We start from the raw sequence: 17411 nt of genomic DNA on the forward strand, positions 1-17411 counted from the left end.
ACGGCCCGGATGGGCATGAAAAAGGGGCGCGGGTCTGGCCCGCGCCCCCTTGATCCGCCCGGTGGGCGCGATCAGAGCTTTTCGATCATCTCCGGCACGGCGGTGAAGAGGTCGGCCACGAGGCCGTAATCGGCGACCTGGAAGATCGGGGCCTCTTCGTCCTTGTTGATGGCGACGATGACCTTGGAGTCCTTCATGCCCGCCAGATGCTGGATCGCGCCCGAGATGCCCACGGCGACGTAGAGCGTGGGGGCGACGACCTTGCCGGTCTGGCCGACCTGCCAGTCGTTCGGGGCGTAGCCTGAGTCGACCGCGGCACGCGAGGCACCGACGGCGGCGCCGAGCTTGTCGGCCAGTTTCTCGATCAGCGCGAAGTCGGCCTGGGAGCCCACGCCACGGCCGCCCGAGACGACGATGCCTGCGGAGGTGAGTTCGGGGCGGTCCGAGGCGGCGACCTTGTCTTCGACCCATTTCGACAGCGAGCCATCGGCGGCCACGGCCACCTTTTCCACGGCGGCGGAACCGGAATTCGCGACGGCGTTGAAGGAGGCGGTCCGGACGGTCAGGACTTTCTTGCCGTCCGAGGATTTCACCGTCTGGATCGCGTTGCCCGCATAGATCGGGCGTTCGAAGGTATCGGCATCGACCACGGCGGTCACGTCCGAGATCACCATGACGTCGAGCAGCGCCGCGGCGCGGGGCAGGACGTTCTTGGAGAAGGCGGTCGCGGCAGCGGCGATGTGGCTGTAATTGCCGGCCAGCGACACGATCAGCGCGGCGATGGCTTCGGCCATGCCGTGATCATAGGCGGCGTCATCGGCATGCAGCACCTTGGCGGCACCGTCGAGTTTCGCGGCCTCGGCCGCGGCGGCGGCAGAGGTGCCTGCGACGAGGACATGAACCTCGCCCAGGCCCTTTACGGCGGCCAGCGCCTTGGCGACGGCGTCGGTGGCGAGTGCGCCGTCATTCACATCGGCGAGAAGGAGAACGGCCATGTCAGATCACCCCTGCTTCGTCTTTGAGTTTCGCGATGAGTTCCTCGATCGAGGAGACCTTGACGCCCGCCTTGCGGCCTGCCGGTTCCACGGTTTTCACGACCGAGAGGCGCGGGGCGACGTCCACGCCGTAATCGGCGGGGGTCTTGGTGGCCAGCGGCTTTGCCTTGGCCTTCATGATGTTCGGCAGCGACGCGTAGCGCGGTTCGTTCAGGCGCAGGTCCACGGTGACGATGGCGGGCATCTTGACGGTGATGGTCTGAAGGCCGCCATCCACTTCGCGGGTGACGGTGGCGGCATCGCCGGACACGGCGAGTTCCGAGGCGAAGGTGGCCTGGCTCCAGCCGAGAAGGGCCGAAAGCATCTGGCCGGTGGCGTTCATGTCATTGTCGATCGCCTGCTTGCCGCAGAGGACAAGGCCGGGGCCTTCTTCCTTGACCACGCCCGCCAGCAGCTTGGCCACGGCGAGGGGTTCGATATCGGTATGCACGTCGGCGGCGGCTTCGATCAGGATGGCGCGGTCAGCGCCCATGGCGAGCGCGGTGCGCAGCGTTTCCTGGGCCTGCTTGACGCCGATGGAGACGACGACGATCTCGGTCGCGATGCCCTTTTCCTTGAGCCGGATCGCCTCTTCGACGGCGATCTCGTCGAAGGGGTTCATCGACATCTTCACGTTGGCCAGATCGACGCCCGATCCATCCGCCTTGACGCGGACTTTCACGTTGTAGTCGATCACACGTTTGACAGGCACCAGGACCTTCATCGCGCAAATCTCCTTTTTCCCGGTCCGGCGGCGCGGACCTATCCCAAGCTCTCGGTAGCGTAACTAGACCGTCCGGCCGCGCAGCAACAGACCAAATGCGACAGCAAAGCGCGTCGGGACGTCGCGTTTCCCCGGCGGGTCAGCCTTCGCGGGTCAGGCCGGGGACCCAGAGGACGTCGGCCTTGCCGTCGTCGTTGGCGATGCGGCCTGCGACGAAGAACCAGTCGGAGAGGCGGTTGAGGTATTTCACCGCCTCGGGGTTGACCGATTCCATGGTGGCGAGTTCGACCGTGAGGCGTTCGGCGCGGCGGCAGACGGTGCGGCAAAGGTGGAGGTAGGTGGCCAGCGGCGAGCCGCCCGGCAGGATGAAGGAGCGCAGCGGCTGCAGTTTCGCGTTCATCGCGTCGATCTCGCGTTCGAGGCGGAGAACCTGTGCTTCCTGCATGCGGAGGGGGGTGTAGGGGAGGGTGGCGTCGAGATGCATGTCGGGGGTGCAGAGATCGGCCCCCATGTCGAAGAGATCGTTCGAGATGCGGGCGAGGGCGGCGTCCATGTCGCCGGTGGCATGCAGGCGGGCAAGGCCCACGGTGGCGTTGGTTTCATCCACGGTGCCATAGGCGGAAACGCGGGTGGCGTGCTTGGCGACGCGGGCGCCGTTGCCGAGCGCGGTTTCCCCGGCGTCGCCGGTCTTGGTGTAGATCTTGGACAGGACGACCATCGGTTTACCCCTTGGATTTCAGATAGGCGAAGGCGACGATCAGGGCGACTGCCACGGCCTGCGCGATGATGCGGTAGCGCATGATGCGGTTGGCGTGCTTGCGGTTGAAATCGCCGCCCTTGGCGAAGCCGCCGATGCCGACCATCAGGATGGCCAGAACCGCGAAGGCGGCAAGGGCTGCGATGATGAAAAGCGGATCTGACAGCATGGCGTTCCCCTTCGTGCTGGGGGTGATCTAGGGGAGAAGTGACAAAAAGCGAAAGGGCAAATCGCCCCGGCGGGGCGAATTGCCGCCCGGGGCAGTGGATCTAGCCCCGTGCGACGACGCGGTCGAGCAGGCGTGTGGGCAGGATCCGGCGCAAGAGGCCCGCGATATGGGTGGGGGTGGTGACGTAGTAGCGGGCGCGGGGACGCGGCGATTCGAGGGCGTGGATCAGTTTCGCGGTGACGGCGGCGGCGGGGAGTTCCCAGCGGTCTTTCCGGGCATCGGGCTTGTAGAGGCGATCCAGCAGGGTGGCGTATTCGTCGCGCCGGGCGGAGTTTTCCCAGTCGATCCATTTTTCGAAATGCGGGATGGCGTTTTCGCGGATGCGGGTGCCGATGGGGCCGGGCTCGATGAGGATGACCTCGATCCCGGTGCCCTGCATTTCAAGGCGCAGGACATCGGACAGCCCTTCCAGCGCGAATTTGGTGGAGACATAGGCCCCGCGCCATTTCGCGCCCACAAGGCCAAGGACAGAGGAGCAGTTGACGATGCGGCCCGCGCCTTGCGCGCGGAAGGTGGGGATCAGGCGGCGGGTCAGATCGTGATAGCCGAAGAAGTTGGTTTCGAAGATCTCGCGCAGGGCGCCGCGGGGCAGGTCTTCCACCGCGCCGGGGCAGGCGAAGGCGCCGTTGTTGAAGAGGGCGTCAAGCTTGCCATCGGTGCGCGACAGGGTTTCGGCGACGGCGGTTTCGATGCTGGTCTCGCAGGAGTGATCGAGGGGGAAGCTTTCCAGCCCTTCGCTGATCAGGCGGTCGCAATCGCCCTGCTGGCGGCAGGTGGCGAAGACGCGCCAGCCGCGTGCCCGCAGCGCATGCGCGGCGTCGTAGCCGATGCCCGAGGAGCATCCGGTGATGAGGATGGAACGCATGGTGCGCGGTGCCTGTTCTTGTTCTGCCCTTTGCGGGGATTTAGGAGCAAGAACAGGCTTCTGGCAATGAAAAGCTGTCAGTCTGCCGCGGGGAAGAGCGTGGCGGAGGAGAGCGAGGGCGCCTCGCGCGAGATGAGGCGGCGATGGACGAAGCCATCGACCCCGTCGCCTTCGATGCGGATATGGATCCAGTCTTCGGTTTCGGCGACGACCTGCACGATTTCGCCGCGTTCGAGGCGGCCGATGACGGCGGCGTTGCGGCCGGGGGCCGCGCGGACATTGGCCGCATCGGCGGTGATGGTGCGCAGGATGACTTCGGGATTGTTGAAATCGTTGAAGCCGGGGGCGGCGGGTTCTTCCGTCAGGCTGGCATTCTGGACGAGCGCCGGGGCGGGGGCGGGCAGGACGCGCAGGGTTTCCGCGGGGGCGGCGGTTTCGCTGGGGGCGATCCGGGCAGGGGCCACGGGGGCCGGTGCCGGCGCGGGCGGCGCGAGGGCCACGTCATAGGCGCCGCGCAGGCCCATGCGCTGCTGGCCGCGATCTTCGCCGCCGATCAGAAGCGCGAGGTAAAAGGCCGCGCCGAAGAAGACGAGATAACGAAACATTGGCAATCCACCCGACTCGCACCATTTCCCCCTTCGGATTAGCACGGCTTTGAGGCGAGTCAGCCTGCAATTTTACACGTTCCGACCATTTCCCGACCAAGGTCGGACGGGCGGGGCGGGGCGGTCTTCTTTCGGCTGGACCGATGGCGCGCGGCGAATTACACAACATCCATGTCCGACACGCCCGAAACCCCCAAGATAGAGCCCATTCTGGTGGCAGAACCGCTGAGCCGCGCCATCGGCGAGCGGTATCTGACCTATGCCTTGTCCACGATCATGCATCGCGCGCTGCCCGATGCGCGGGACGGGTTGAAGCCGGTGCATCGGCGAATCCTTTACGCGATGCGGGAGTTGCGGCTGACGGCGACGGGGGGATTCCGCAAATCGGCCAAGATCAGCGGCGATGTGATGGGGAACTATCACCCCCATGGCGATGCCGCGATCTATGACGCGATGGCGCGTCTGGCGCAGGATTTCAACGTGCGCTACCCGCTGGTCGACGGGCAGGGGAATTTCGGCAATATCGACGGGGATAACCCTGCGGCCAGCCGATACACCGAGGCGCGGCTGACGGCGATTGCCGAGACGCTGATGGAAGGGCTGGCGGAGAACGCCGTGGACTTCCGCCCGAATTATGACGGCACGCTGGAAGAGCCGGTCGTCATGCCTGCGGCATTCCCGAACCTGCTGGCGAATGGGTCGTCGGGTATCGCGGTGGGGATGGCCACGAACATTCCGCCGCACAACCTGGATGAGTTGATCGGGGCCTGCCATGCGATGCTGGGCAATCCCGGTATCACGGACGAGGACCTGGTGGCCTTCGTGCCGGGGCCGGATTTCCCGACGGGCGGGGTTCTGGTGGAGCCGCGCGAGAATATCCTTGATGCCTATCGCACGGGGCGCGGGGCGTTCCGGCTGCGCGCGAAATGGGAGGTGGAGGATCTGGGGCGCGGGACCTGGCAGATCGTGGTCACCGAGATTCCCTATCAGGTGCAGAAGTCCAAGCTGATCGAGAAGCTGGCGGAACTGATCACGACGAAGAAGATCCCGCTGCTGGCCGATGTGCGGGATGAATCCGCCGATGACGTGCGGATCGTGCTGGAGCCGCGGGCGCGGACGGTGGAACCCGATGTCCTGATGGGGACGCTGTTCAAGAACAGCGATCTGGAGATCCGGTTCAGCCTGAACATGAACGTGCTGATCGACGGCAAGGTGCCGAAGGTCTGTTCCCTGAAAGAGGTGCTGCGGGCCTTCCTTGATCATCGGCGCGACGTGCTGCGGCGGCGGTCGGAACACCGGATGGAGAAGATCGACCACCGGCTGGAGGTGCTGGAAGGCTTCATCATCGCCTTCCTGAATCTGGACCGGGTCATCGACATCATCCGCTATGACGAGGACCCCAAGCGCGCCCTGATGGCGGAGGATTGGGGCAAGGATCATGTCCGCGCGACGTCGGAGAAAGATTATGTCTCGCCCCCGCCGGGCGAGGGGGAACTGACGGAGCTTCAGGCGGAATCCATCCTGAACATGCGGCTGCGGTCCTTGCGGCGGCTGGAGGAGATGGAGCTGATCCGCGAGCGGGATGAGTTGATGAAGGAGCGGGCGGACCTCGCCGATCTGCTGGAGAGCGAGAAGCGCCAGTGGAAGAAGATCGGGACGGAGCTTGAGGAGATCCGCAAGAAGTTCGGCAAGGATACGGTCGAGGGCAAGCGGCGCACTACGTTTGCCGAGATGGGCGATACCGAGGACGTGCCCTTCGAGGCGATGATCGAGCGGGAGCCGATCACGGTGATCTGTTCCAAGATGGGCTGGATCCGCGCGATGAAGGGGCAGGTGGCGCTGGATTCGGAGGTGAAGTTCAAGGACGGCGACGAGGGGCGGTTCATCTTTCACGCCGAGACGACGGACAAGATCCTGCTGGTTGGCAGCAACGGGCGGTTCTACACGCTGCTGGGCGCGAACCTGCCCGGCGGGCGGGGAATGGGCGAGCCTGTGCGCCTGATGGTCGATCTGCCGAACGAGGCGGAGATCGTGGAATTGATGATCTTCCGTGCGGGTGAGAAGCTCTTGGTGGCGTCCACGGCGGGCGATGGGTTCGTGGTGCCGTCGGATGAGGTGCTGGCCCAGACGCGGGCGGGCAAGCAGGTTCTGACGGTGAAGGACGGGGTGAAGACCGCGCTCTGCCGCCGGGTTTCGGGGGATACGGTGGCGGTGGTGGGGGATAACCGCAAGCTGCTGGTCTTCCCGCTGGCGGAACTGCCGGAGATGGCCAAGGGCAAGGGCGTGCGGCTGCAGAAATACAAGGATGGCGGGTTGTCGGATGCCATGACCTTCACGCTGGCCGAGGGGCTTTCGTGGAAGGATCCGGCCGGGCGGACGCGGACGGAAACGATCCTGACCGAATGGCAGGGGCCGCGGGCCGGGGCGGGCAAGATGGCACCGCGCGGGTTCCCGCGGGACAACCGCTTTACCTGAGCCGGGGGGCGGGCCTTGGGCTATCGCCGGACTGGGAAGCGAACTGTCCGGAACAGGATGGGCCGTTCCGGACGCTCACTCGTTACTGCACAGGGGCGCGAGCGCCCGACCATAGATTATGCTGAAGTGCGAACTTATCAACTGCGGATTGCAGAATTTCCGTAGGTGTTGCCTGTGGCAACGGATCCCGGCGCTTCAGGCCCGGTCGACCTTCAGCCAGACGCCGCCTTCGGGGCGGAGGGTCAGGATCATCACCGGTTTGGGATCCTTGCCCGGGATCGGGGCAAAGCGGAAGCGGGCCAGCAGCGTGGCAAGGATGATGACCGCCTCCTGGATCGCGAAATTCGCGCCGATGCAGATGCGGGGGCCATCGCCGAAGGGCAGGAAGGCGAAGCGGTCCGTCTGGTGGCCGGGGGCGAAGCGGGCGGGATCGAAGCGGTCGGGATCGGACCAGAGTTTCTTGTGCCGGTGCAGCGCGTAGATGGGCAGGATGACGGTATCGCCGCGCCGCACCTCGCGCCCGCAGAGTTCATCGGCGCGTTGCGCGCTGCGCGACAGGAAGGCGGCGGGCGGGTAGAGGCGGAGGGTTTCGTCGATGACCTGCCGGATATAGGGGAGCTTTGGCACATCTTCGGCCGTGGCGGCGCGGGGGCCGAGAAGGGCCTGCGCCTCGGCTCGGGCGGCCTCTTGCACGGCGGGATCGAAGGCGCAGAGGTATAGCGCCCAGGACAGGGTGAGGGCGGTGGTTTCATGGCCCGCGACGATGAAGGTGAGGAGGTTGTCGCGAATCTCTTCCGTTGTCATGCGGCGGCCGGATTTCGGGTCTTCGCCCGCCATGAGCAGATCGAGCAGGTCGGGAATGCCGGGGCTGCCCGCGGCGCGGCGGCGGGCGATGGCCTGATCGGCGACGCGCTTCATGTCGCGCAGGCCGGAGCCTGCGACCATGCGCGAGGGGCGCGGCACCCAGGGCGGGGCGCCGATGACATCGAGCAGCGAGACCTTGGCGGTCTGCGAGATATAGGCGTCGATGGCGCGGTGGACGGCATCGCGATCAAAGCCGTCGCCGCCCGAGAAGGTGACGTCGGAGATCACCTCGAAGGTGGCGGTGACCATCTCGTCGAAGGCATCCGCCGCGCGGCCGATGGCCGTGGCGAAGCGGGCGGAGGCGCGTTCGGCGGCGGCAGTCATCACGGGGGCGAGGTTTGCCACGTTGCGATGCGAGAAGACGGGGGCGGCGGTGCGGCGCTGCCAGAGCCATTCCTGCCCTTCGGCGATGAAGAGCGACTGGCCGATGCCGGGGCCGAGGATCAGCTTGGTGACATCGGATTTGGGGTAATCCTCCAGCCGGTCGCGCAGGATGCGGCGCAGGGCATCGGGATCCATGACCATATGCCAGCGCTTGCCGCGCGAGTTGGAGATGATGGGGGCATGGGTGGCGATTTCGGGGATGAGTTCCAGCACGTTGCGGCGGCCCGCGCGGAGCGTGCCGAGGATGCCCAAGGGTTCGGTGGCAAGCGCCACGCGGACGGGCAGGGCGGCGGGCGCGGGGGCGGGATCTGGCCGGGCGGGTGCGGGCATGGGCGGGCCTTTCTGCATCAGGGCAGAGATAGGCGGGGGGATGCCCCCCGGAAAGGGCGACCGTTGCGCGCATCGCATTCAGCCGCTATCGGGGGGGAAAGGCCAAGCGGCCGCGCCAGTCGGGAGACCCCATGCTGATCCTTCGCCGTACGGTCCTTTTCGCCGCATTCGCCCTGCTGGCCGCCTGTGGCCGCAACGATCTGGAGGAACCGCCCGTTCCGCTGGGGGATTTCGCGCTGGGGCTGAACATCATCGTGGCGGACAATGTGCAGAAGGTTCCGATCTCGCGCGAGGCATCGGTGGAGGAATGGGAAGCCGTGATGCAGGAGGCCGTGGCCAAGCGGTTCGGCCGGTATCAGGGGTCGAAGCTTTACAATATCGGCATCTCGGTCGATGGCTATGCGCTGGCCCCGCCCGGCATTCCGGTGGTGGCGGCGCCCAAGTCGGTGCTGGTGATCACCGCCAATATCTGGGACGACGCGGCCGAGCAGAAGCTGAATGCCGAGGGCAAGCAGATCACGGTCTTCGAAAGCCTGTCGGGCGAGACGGTGATCGGCACCGGGCTGACGCGGAACCGCAAGGAGCAGATGGAGGCGCTGTCCTACAATGCGGTGAAGCGGGTCGAGGAATGGCTGGTGGACAATCCCGAATGGTTCGGCCTGCCGCCCAAGGCGCCGGAGCCGGTGCGCCAGGGCCGCCCCGTCGGCGGGCGCTGATCGCATCGGTCGAGAAAGCTGCCGTTCCCGCTTGATTTTCCCCGCTTGGCGGCTTAATTCGCCGCCCGAGTAGCACTGGGCCAGTTCCGGCCCCCCAATCCGAAGGCCCGAAGACATGGCAAAGGCAAAGTTTGAACGGACGAAACCGCACGTCAACATTGGCACGATCGGCCACGTTGACCATGGCAAGACGACGCTGACGGCGGCGATCACGAAGTATTTCGGCGAATTCCGCGCCTATGACCAGATCGACGGTGCGCCGGAAGAGCGGGCGCGTGGCATCACGATCTCGACCGCGCATGTGGAATACGAGACGGAGAACCGTCACTACGCCCACGTCGACTGCCCCGGCCACGCCGACTATGTGAAGAACATGATCACGGGTGCCGCGCAGATGGACGGCGCGATCCTGGTCTGCGCGGCCTCGGACGGCCCGATGCCGCAGACGCGCGAGCATATCCTGCTGGGCCGTCAGGTGGGCATTCCCTACATGGTCTGCTACATGAACAAGGTTGACCTTGTTGATGACGAGGAACTGCTGGAACTCGTGGAGATGGAAGTGCGCGAGCTCTTCTCGTCCTATGACTATCCCGGCGACGACATCCCGATCATCAAGGGTTCGGCCCACCAGGCCATGATCGGCGAGCGCAAGGACATCGGCGAGGATTCCATCCGCGCGCTGATGGCCGCCGTGGACAGCTATATCCCGACCCCGGCGCGTGCGATCGACCAGCCCTTCCTGATGCCGATCGAAGACGTGTTCTCGATCTCGGGCCGCGGCACGGTTGTGACCGGGCGTGTGGAGCGTGGCGTGATCAACGTCGGCGACGAGGTTGAGATCGTGGGTATCCGCGAGACGAAGAAATCGGTCTGCACGGGCGTGGAAATGTTCCGCAAGCTCTTGGATCGTGGGGAAGCTGGCGACAACGTCGGCGTGCTGCTGCGCGGCATCGACCGTGAGGGCGTGGAGCGTGGGCAGGTGCTGTGCAAGCCGAAGTCGGTGAACCCGCACACCCATTTCGAAGCCGAGGCCTATATCCTGACGAAGGAAGAAGGCGGCCGTCACACGCCGTTCTTCGCGAACTACCGCCCGCAGTTCTACTTCCGCACGACGGACGTGACGGGGACGGTGAAGCTTCCGGAAGGCACCGAGATGGTGATGCCGGGCGACAACCTGAAGTTCGAGGTGGAGCTGATCGCCCCGATCGCGATGGAAGAGAAGCTGCGCTTCGCCATCCGTGAAGGCGGCCGCACCGTCGGCGCAGGCGTCGTCTCGAAGATCATCAAGTGATCATGCGCCGGGCGGGGTGAACCCCGCCTTGCCAAAAACGGGCGCGCGGGGTTCCCCCCGCGCGCCTTTTCATTTCCGGCGGTTCAAAGCGGAGTCCGTGATGTCTGTTTCCTGTGCGATCTGTGCGGCGGTCGAAGAGGTTGGCCCCGTGCCGCTGGCGGCCACGGACGAGGTTCTGGCGCTGTGCCCCCTCTGCGCGGCGGGGCTGGGCGGCGATATGACGCCGGGGCCGCGCTGGCGCTGTCTTGCGGATGCGGTCTGGTCGGGCGAGGCGGCGGTGCAGATCGCGGCCTGGCGGCTGCTGGACGCGCTGAAGGCCGAGGGCTGGGCGGCGGATTTGCTGGCGCAGGTCTGGCTGGAGCCGGAGGTTCTGGCGCTGGCACAGGCGGGGATCGGGGCCGAGGCGAAGGGGATAGACCATCGTGATGCCCATGGGGCGGTGCTGGCGCAGGGCGATACGGTGACGCTGATCAAGGATCTGGACGTGAAGGGCGCGGGCTTCACCGCCAAGCGCGGCACGGCGGTGCGGGGGATCCGGCTGGTGCCGGACAATGCGGCCCAGATCGAGGGCCGGGTGAACGGACAGCAGATCGTGATCCTGTGCCAGTATGTGAAGAAGTCCTGACCGGCTGGCAGAAACTTGGGCATGGGCCGGCAGCGGGGTCTTGAAATCCCCGTGGCCATGGAATACTGCCACCCTCAGGCCTAGGGGTATAGCTCAGTTGGTAGAGCATCGGTCTCCAAAACCGAGGGTCGCGGGTTCGAGTCCTGCTGCCCCTGCCAGGCCCGCTGCGGTGATCCGCATGCCCCCCCCTTCCCAGAAAAGCCGCAAAGATTTCGTGACTTCGTCGCGATGACGGCGTGATGCGGGCGCAGGCTGCATCGTCCTTTGTGGGGAGGCTTGTGCATGTTCCGTGTTCTCTTTGGCCTGCCATGGCCCGTGATGGCGGTGATTGCGGCCGGTCTGTTCTGGCTGGCCCAGCAGAGCAGCCAATGGGTTGCCCAACATGAGGCGGAAAAGGCAGAGGCGCTTTTGACCGGGGCGCCGGAGCCTGTGGCGCTGGATGCCTTCACGGCGGCGGATGTGGGGCTGGCCGATGAGGTGCATGTCACGGCCTGGGTGAATACGGATCACAATTACGAGCTGACGAAGGAACGGAAGGGCACCGATACGGTGCGGCGGATGTTCGTGCTGTTCGGGCCGGGGGACGGGCCGGAGAGCAAGGTGGCGCGGGGCGTGGTGGTGCTGCCTCCGGCGCAGGTCGATGCCTTTGTCGGGATGGTGGTGCAGAACATCGTGGACGAGGGTGACCCGCGCATGGTGTTCCGGCTGAACGGGGCGAAGGAGTCGCGCGCGGATCTTTCGGGCATGGTCGATGACGCGCTCAAGGAGCGCGGCCTGATGAAGGATGCGGATTTCCTGGTGGTGGAGCCCTATCTTGAGGGGCGGGAGGTGGCGCTTGCCGCTGATCCGGATGCACCTGCCCGCAATGCGACGATGATCGGCGGGGCGGGGATGGTGGCGGCGCTGCTGGCGCTGATGAAGTTCGTCTCGGCGCGGCGGCGGAAGCAGAAGGCAGAGGGATCCGTCTGGGCGGACAGCCCGTTGCCGGTGCGCCCCGGGGCGATGGGGACGGCCGCTGCACCGCTGCAGCCGCAGGCCGCCGCAAGCCCGGCGATGACGCTGCCGCCCGAGGGCGGGGCCTGGTCGCCGCTGGAGGCGGTGAAGGCCAAGCAGGCGGCCTTGGCCGGGACACCCGCACAGGCCGAAGGCGGGCCGGTGTCGCAGGGCGCCAGCGGGGGGCGTTCGGGTTCGGTTCTGGGGCGGCTTGTGGCGGCGGGCGGGTTGATGCGCAAGCTGACGCTGGCCGTGGGATTGTATCTGCTGGTCTATGCCGGGTTCAGCGGATTGAACGTGCTGCCGGTTGGCCAGATGGGGCAGATCACATCGGATATGGCGGCAATGTCGGGAATGTCGGACGCGCCGCTTGCCGAGATGGCGGAGGCGGAGCCTGCGCTGGCAGCAAGGGTGGAGGATGCGGGTTTGGGGCAGTCCCTGCCGCAGGTCGGCGATCCGGAACCCATGCCGAAGGATCAGGTCGCGCTGGATATCGAGGCGGGCATGTCGCCTGCGGATGCCGTGCGGAAGGCGATCACGGAAGATCCCGCCTTTGCGGAAGAGGAAAGCGGCCCGGCCTTTGTTTCCGTGCCGACGCCCGAGACTGTGGCGGAGCAAGGCGTGATGGAGCGGATCGGCGGGATCCTGGACAAGGGCCTGGGCGGGATCGACCCGTCTGCCCTGCTGGCCGCCGCCATGGGCGGTGGCCTATGGCAGGGCCAGATCGGGATTGCGGTTCTGGTGGCGCTGGGATCGGCGCTGGCCGCCATCGGCGGGCTGGCCGTGGCGCGCCGGGCGCGCAGGCGCGCCGTGCCGCTGCGCCGCGATCCCTGGGACCGGATTTCGGACCGGCTGCGCTAGGGGCAGGGGGTGGGGGCAGGCGGCAGGGCCGCTTTCCCTTGAAATCGGGGACCATCCGGCGTATCTGCCCGGCAACAGTCATGCGCGGATCAGTCAAAATGGCCAAGACCAACCCCATCACCTTTCTGCAGCAGGTGCGAACCGAAGTCGGCAAGGTCGTCTGGCCGACCCGGCGCGAGGTGCTGCTGACCACGATCATGGTCTTCATCATGGCCGCGCTGACCGCGACCTTCTTCAGCCTGGTCGATCTGGGCATCCGGGCCGGGCTGCGCGCGATCCTGGGCTGAGGGCCTGTTTTGCCTTGAATTCATGGGGGCGCGCCTGTATCTGCGCCCCTGATCAAGGGACAAGGGCGCGCAGCGATTCGGTTGCGCGCTGTTTTTTGTTCCTGAAAGCACTGAAATTACAGGGGGTCCGCCCCCGTTGACGCAAGGTGGATGAGGCATGGCGAAGCGCTGGTATTCGGTGAGCGTTCTCTCGAATTTCGAGAAGAAGGTGGCCGAGCAGATCCGGACGGCCGTGATCGAGGCCGGGCTGCAGGACGAGATCGACGAAGTGCTGGTGCCGACCGAGGAAGTGCTTGAGGTCCGGCGCGGCAAGAAGGTGACGAGCGAGCGGCGCTTCATGCCCGGCTATGTGCTGGTGCGGATGGAGATGTCGAACAAGGGCTATCACCTGATTTCGTCGATCAACCGGGTGACCGGGTTCCTTGGCCCGCAGGGCAAGCCGATGCCGATGCGGGATGCGGAAGTGAACGCGATCCTGAACCGTGTGGAAGAGGGCGAGGCGCAGCCGCGCAACCTGATCCGCTTCGAGATCGGCGAGAAGGTGAAAGTGACCGATGGCCCGTTCGAGGGCTTTGACGGGATGGTGGAAGAGGTGGACGAAGACCACAGCCGCCTGAAGGTTTCGGTTTCGATCTTTGGCCGGGCGACCCCGGTCGAGCTGGAATTCACGCAGGTGTCCAAGGGCATCTGACGTGCATCGCGTGGGAGGCGAGCGCCCTGTGACGGGGTGACGGACCGGACCACTAAACCGCGCCTTCGGGCGCTGTGACAAAGGAGATGGCCAATGGCCAAGAAAGTAATCGGCAGCCTGAAGCTGCAAGTGAAGGCCCAGCAGGCCAACCCGTCGCCCCCCGTGGGCCCGGCCCTGGGTCAGCGCGGCCTGAACATCATGGCCTTCGTGAAGGAATTCAACGCGAAGACCGCCGACATCGCGCCGGGAACCCCGACGCCCGTTGTTATCACCTATTATCAGGACAAGTCGTTCAGCCTTGAGCTGAAGACGGCGCCGGCCTCCTATCTTCTGAAAAAGGCCGCGGGCCTGCCGGAAGTGGGCAAGCGCAACCGTCCGAAGGGTTCGGCCAAGCCGGGCCGCGAAGTGGCGGGTTCGGTGACCGTGGCGCAGATCCGCCAGATCGCCGAGACGAAGATGAAGGACCTGAACGCGAACACGGTTGAAGCTGCGATGCAGATCATCCTGGGTTCGGCGAAGTCCTGCGGCATCGAAGTGAAGGGCTGAGATCATGGCAAAGCTCGGTAAGCGCTCGCGTGCAGCGCAGGAAATCTTTGGCACCGCGACCAACCTGTCGGTCGAGGATGCTGTGGCCCTGATCAAGAAGGCGGCTTCGGCCAAGTTCGACGAGACGGTCGAAATCGCGATGAACCTTGGCGTCGATCCCCGCCATGCGGACCAGATGGTGCGCGGCGTGGTGCAACTGCCGAACGGCACGGGCAAGACCGTGCGCGTGGCGGTCTTCGCCCGTGGCGCCAAGGCCGATGAGGCCAAGGCTGCCGGTGCGGATATCGTGGGTGCGGAAGACCTGATGGAAACCATCATGGGCGGCAAGATCGAGTTCGATCGCTGCATCGCGACGCCGGACCTGATGCCGCTGGTCGGCCGTCTGGGCAAGATCCTGGGCCCGCGCAACCTGATGCCGAACCCGAAGGTCGGCACGGTGACGATGGATGTGAAATCCGCCGTCGAAGCGGCCAAGGGCGGCGAAGTGCAGTTCAAGGTCGAGAAGGCCGGGGTCATTCATGGCGGGATCGGCAAGGTTTCGTTCGACGCCGAGAAGCTGGCCCAGAACGTGCGCGCCTTCGTGGACGCGGTGAACAAGGCCAAGCCGTCGGGTGCCAAGGGGGCCTATCTGAAGAAGGTCTCGCTGTCGTCGACCATGGGCCCGGGCGTTTCGGTTGACCTGACCTCGGCCACCGCCAACTGATTGTTGCGCCAAGGCGCCAGTCTGTGAGATTACTGGAAACGGCCGCAGCGATGCGGCCGTTTCTGTTGTCTGGTATCGGGTGTTCCGTTAGCCTTTCCCGCAAGGGGCGCGAGACCCCGGGGTGAGTGCAGGAGTGACCGAGAATGGACGACCGGGATATGCGGCATCTGAAGCGCCGCCTTGCCGCCGAGGACGTGCAGAAGATCGACGGGGCATCGGTGCTGGAAGAGGGCGAGATGCGCCTGTTCCGCTATGACGGTGGCGACGGGTTCGACCTTGAGCTTTATCGCAAGCTTCAGACCGAAGCGAACAAGATGAAGATCGAGAACCAGTGGGTGCCGGAGGAGCATATCCGCATCCTTTCCGAATACATGAAGGCGCAGGGGAAGAAGCCGAAGAAGGGCCTGTGCCACGGCACGCGGCGCGGGAACGAGCAGCTTTGGTTCCGCCAGCATATCGGCGGCGGGGCCAATGTGATCGGGACCGAGATTTCGGATACCGCGACGGAATTTCCGCATACGATCCAGTGGGATTTCCACGATGTCGATCCGGCCTGGCTGGGCAAGATGGATTTCATCTATTCCAATTCCTGGGATCATTCCTACGACCCCGAGCGCGCCTTTACCGGCTGGGTCAGTTGCCTGAAGCCGGGCGGGTTCCTGATGCTGGACCACGGCTGGAACTATCGGCCCGCGCGGGTTTCGGCGATGGATCCCTTCGGGATTTCCGAGGCCGGGCTGGTGATGATGCTGAACCGGCTTTGCGCAGGCAAGGGCGAGGTCGCCGAGGTGATCGACGGCGGGTTCCACAAGCGCAAGCAGATACGGACGGTGATCTTCCGCGCGACCGCGTGACGGAATGGCGCGGATCACGGTCTATAGCTGCTATTTCGGGCTGTACGAGCCTTTCAACCCCGAGGCCACGGCGCAGGAGGGCGATCATGCGCGCGTGGTCTTTACCGATCATGCGGATCTGGCAACCCCCGGCGTGATCTTCCGCCAGGCCGAGGGCGAGGGCGATGCGGGGCGGCTGTCGCGGCTGGCGAAGCTGCGGCCGCATCTGTTCTTTGGCGATCAGGACTGGGTCATCTATATCGACAACGGCGCGAAGCTGAGCCTGCCGCCGGCCGAGATCGTGGCGCGGATCGAGGCGCTTTATCCCGGGGGGGCGCCAGCAGGGCGCTATCTGTTCCGGCACAAGCGGCGCGTCTGCGCCTATCGCGAGGCGCGGCTGTGCATGCGGCAGGGCAAGATCCCGCGGGCCGATTACCGGCGGCAGGTGGCGCATTACCAGGCGGCGGGTTTCCCCGAGGATTGGGGGCTGTTCGTCAATACGGTGATGATCCAGAAGATGGGCGATCCGGCGACGGATGCCTTCAACGATGCCTGGCATGATCACTACATGGCGTTTTCGCGCCGGGATCAGGTGTCGCTGCCCTTCATGCTGTGGCAGAGCGGCTATCCGCTGCGGGTTCTGCCCTTTGGCATGACCGATATCGCCATCTGGCCCTTTTTCCGGCGCTGGAAGCGGCTGAAGTTCCAGGCATCAGTGGCAAGGAAGGCCGCCGCTGCCGCGGAGTGAGGGCGGCAAAAGCCGGGCCGCGCGATGCGGGGGCTTGGAAAGGGCGCGTGGAATGGATATTCAGCGCCCATACCCTGCCCGCGTGATTCGTCACGCTGGTTGGGTATCCTTTGTCCGAGACGGTGGGTGCGGGGTGCAAGCCTTGCTTAATTTCCCTCCTGAGATGAGTGAACGAGACGGATTTCCGGGGGTTTTCCTCGGGCGATCAGGACCTCGGGACATCATTCGGACCCGAACGCCCCTGCTTGCGGGGGCAAACATGAGCCGGGGGGAAACCCCCACACTTGGAGTGAAACTGTGGATAGAGCCCAGAAAGAGAAAGTGGTCGAGGAACTCGGCCAGATCTTCGAAAGCTCTGGCGTTGTGGTGGTTGCCCACTACACGGGTATGACGGTTGCACAGATGCAGGACCTGCGCGCGAAAATGCGCGAAGTTGGCGGGTCCGTTCGCGTTGCCAAGAACAAGCTCGCCAAGATCGCCCTTGAAGGGAAACCCGGCGCACAGATGGGTGACCTGCTTACGGGCATGACCGTGCTTGCCTATTCGGAAGACCCTGTCGCTGCGGCGAAGGTGACCGAGGCCTATGCCAAGACGAACGAAAAGTTCGTCATCCTTGGCGGGTCCATGGGCGGCGAGGTTCTCGACCAGGCCGGTGTCAAGGCTGTGGCTTCCATGCCGTCGCGCGAAGAGCTTATCGCTCAGATCGTGTCGTGCATCGGGGCACCTGCTTCGAACATCGCTGGTGCGATCGGCGCGCCTGCTTCGAACATCGCAAGCATCCTGTCGACCATCGAGGAGAAGGCTGCGGCCTGATCCGAGGAATACCCGCGTGGTTGACCCCACTGCGTTG

Annotated in this window: 19 protein-coding genes and 1 tRNA gene; 13 read left to right on the plus strand and 7 right to left on the minus strand. The window is 65.4% G+C overall.

What is annotated here, in order from left to right; genetic code table 11:
- Positions 1 to 71 precede the first annotated feature (71 nt).
- The 6 genes from G5V65_RS05025 to G5V65_RS05050 all read right to left on the minus strand — a co-directional run bounded on the left by G5V65_RS05025 (position 72) and on the right by G5V65_RS05050 (position 4214).
- The gene (locus tag G5V65_RS05025; RefSeq protein WP_165047496.1) at positions 72 to 995 is read right to left on the minus strand and encodes an electron transfer flavoprotein subunit alpha/FixB family protein; all 924 of its coding nucleotides are present in this window, start codon (positions 993 to 995) and stop codon (positions 72 to 74) included.
- A gap of 1 nt (position 996) precedes the next feature.
- Positions 997 to 1758 carry an electron transfer flavoprotein subunit beta/FixA family protein gene (locus G5V65_RS05030; protein ID WP_165047498.1) on the minus strand — a complete coding sequence of 254 codons (762 nt, stop codon included), beginning with the start codon at positions 1756 to 1758 and terminating at the stop codon, positions 997 to 999.
- Positions 1759 to 1897: 139 nt separating this feature from the next.
- Positions 1898 to 2476 carry a cob(I)yrinic acid a,c-diamide adenosyltransferase gene (locus G5V65_RS05035; protein WP_165047499.1) on the minus strand — a complete coding sequence of 193 codons (579 nt, stop codon included), beginning with the start codon at positions 2474 to 2476 and terminating at the stop codon, positions 1898 to 1900.
- A gap of 4 nt (positions 2477 to 2480) precedes the next feature.
- Complete coding sequence (locus G5V65_RS05040) at positions 2481 to 2684, minus strand: twin transmembrane helix small protein (protein ID WP_165047500.1); 204 nt, start codon at positions 2682 to 2684, stop codon at positions 2481 to 2483.
- 100 nt (positions 2685 to 2784) lie between these two features.
- Positions 2785 to 3609 (minus strand): SDR family oxidoreductase, encoded by an 825-nt coding sequence (locus tag G5V65_RS05045; protein WP_165047501.1) that lies wholly within the window; start codon positions 3607 to 3609, stop codon positions 2785 to 2787.
- A 77-nt stretch (positions 3610 to 3686) separates the two neighbouring features.
- On the minus strand, positions 3687 to 4214 hold the full coding sequence (locus tag G5V65_RS05050; protein ID WP_165047503.1) for an SH3 domain-containing protein: 528 nt from the start codon (positions 4212 to 4214) through the stop codon (positions 3687 to 3689).
- Between the two features lie 171 nt (positions 4215 to 4385).
- Between G5V65_RS05050 and G5V65_RS05055 the strand changes: the two genes are divergently transcribed.
- Positions 4386 to 6689, plus strand: coding sequence for a DNA topoisomerase IV subunit A (locus tag G5V65_RS05055; protein ID WP_165047504.1), 2304 nt, complete (start codon positions 4386 to 4388; stop codon positions 6687 to 6689).
- A gap of 195 nt (positions 6690 to 6884) precedes the next feature.
- Here G5V65_RS05055 and G5V65_RS05060 read toward each other — a convergent pair whose 3' ends face one another.
- Positions 6885 to 8267 carry a cytochrome P450 gene (locus tag G5V65_RS05060; protein ID WP_165047506.1) on the minus strand — a complete coding sequence of 461 codons (1383 nt, stop codon included), beginning with the start codon at positions 8265 to 8267 and terminating at the stop codon, positions 6885 to 6887.
- A gap of 131 nt (positions 8268 to 8398) precedes the next feature.
- Between G5V65_RS05060 and G5V65_RS05065 the strand changes: the two genes are divergently transcribed.
- The 12 genes from G5V65_RS05065 to rplJ all read left to right on the plus strand — a co-directional run bounded on the left by G5V65_RS05065 (position 8399) and on the right by rplJ (position 17374).
- Positions 8399 to 8983, plus strand: a complete 585-nt coding sequence (locus tag G5V65_RS05065; protein WP_165047508.1) for a hypothetical protein — start codon at positions 8399 to 8401, stop codon at positions 8981 to 8983.
- Positions 8984 to 9098: 115 nt separating this feature from the next.
- Positions 9099 to 10274 carry an elongation factor Tu gene (gene tuf / locus G5V65_RS05070; protein WP_165047509.1) on the plus strand — a complete coding sequence of 392 codons (1176 nt, stop codon included), beginning with the start codon at positions 9099 to 9101 and terminating at the stop codon, positions 10272 to 10274.
- A 100-nt stretch (positions 10275 to 10374) separates the two neighbouring features.
- Entirely contained in the window at positions 10375 to 10899 is a 525-nt protein-coding gene (locus G5V65_RS05075) for an alkylphosphonate utilization protein (protein ID WP_165047510.1), read from the plus strand.
- Between the two features lie 82 nt (positions 10900 to 10981).
- Positions 10982 to 11057, plus strand: a tRNA-Trp gene (locus tag G5V65_RS05080).
- 124 nt (positions 11058 to 11181) lie between these two features.
- On the plus strand, positions 11182 to 12753 hold the full coding sequence (locus G5V65_RS05085; protein WP_165047512.1) for a hypothetical protein: 1572 nt from the start codon (positions 11182 to 11184) through the stop codon (positions 12751 to 12753).
- A 98-nt stretch (positions 12754 to 12851) separates the two neighbouring features.
- Positions 12852 to 13040 carry a preprotein translocase subunit SecE gene (gene secE, locus G5V65_RS05090; protein ID WP_165047513.1) on the plus strand — a complete coding sequence of 63 codons (189 nt, stop codon included), beginning with the start codon at positions 12852 to 12854 and terminating at the stop codon, positions 13038 to 13040.
- Positions 13041 to 13197: 157 nt separating this feature from the next.
- Positions 13198 to 13731: a transcription termination/antitermination protein NusG gene (gene nusG / locus G5V65_RS05095; protein ID WP_165047514.1), complete on the plus strand. Its 534-nt coding sequence runs from the start codon at positions 13198 to 13200 to the stop codon at positions 13729 to 13731.
- A 93-nt stretch (positions 13732 to 13824) separates the two neighbouring features.
- Positions 13825 to 14277: a 50S ribosomal protein L11 gene (rplK, locus tag G5V65_RS05100; RefSeq protein WP_165047516.1), complete on the plus strand. Its 453-nt coding sequence runs from the start codon at positions 13825 to 13827 to the stop codon at positions 14275 to 14277.
- A gap of 4 nt (positions 14278 to 14281) precedes the next feature.
- A complete protein-coding gene (gene rplA / locus G5V65_RS05105; protein ID WP_165047517.1) occupies positions 14282 to 14980 on the plus strand; it encodes a 50S ribosomal protein L1 in 699 nt (232 codons plus the stop codon).
- Between the two features lie 143 nt (positions 14981 to 15123).
- The gene (locus G5V65_RS05110; protein WP_165047519.1) at positions 15124 to 15834 is read left to right on the plus strand and encodes a class I SAM-dependent methyltransferase; all 711 of its coding nucleotides are present in this window, start codon (positions 15124 to 15126) and stop codon (positions 15832 to 15834) included.
- Positions 15835 to 15838: 4 nt separating this feature from the next.
- Entirely contained in the window at positions 15839 to 16561 is a 723-nt protein-coding gene (locus G5V65_RS05115) for a glycosyltransferase domain-containing protein (protein WP_165047520.1), read from the plus strand.
- 297 nt (positions 16562 to 16858) lie between these two features.
- Positions 16859 to 17374 carry a 50S ribosomal protein L10 gene (rplJ, locus tag G5V65_RS05120; protein WP_165047522.1) on the plus strand — a complete coding sequence of 172 codons (516 nt, stop codon included), beginning with the start codon at positions 16859 to 16861 and terminating at the stop codon, positions 17372 to 17374.
- Positions 17375 to 17411: the final 37 nt, after the last annotated feature.

The sequence above is a fragment of the Paragemmobacter kunshanensis genome (genome assembly GCF_011059185.1).
Classification (GTDB): domain Bacteria; phylum Pseudomonadota; class Alphaproteobacteria; order Rhodobacterales; family Rhodobacteraceae; genus Paragemmobacter; species Paragemmobacter kunshanensis.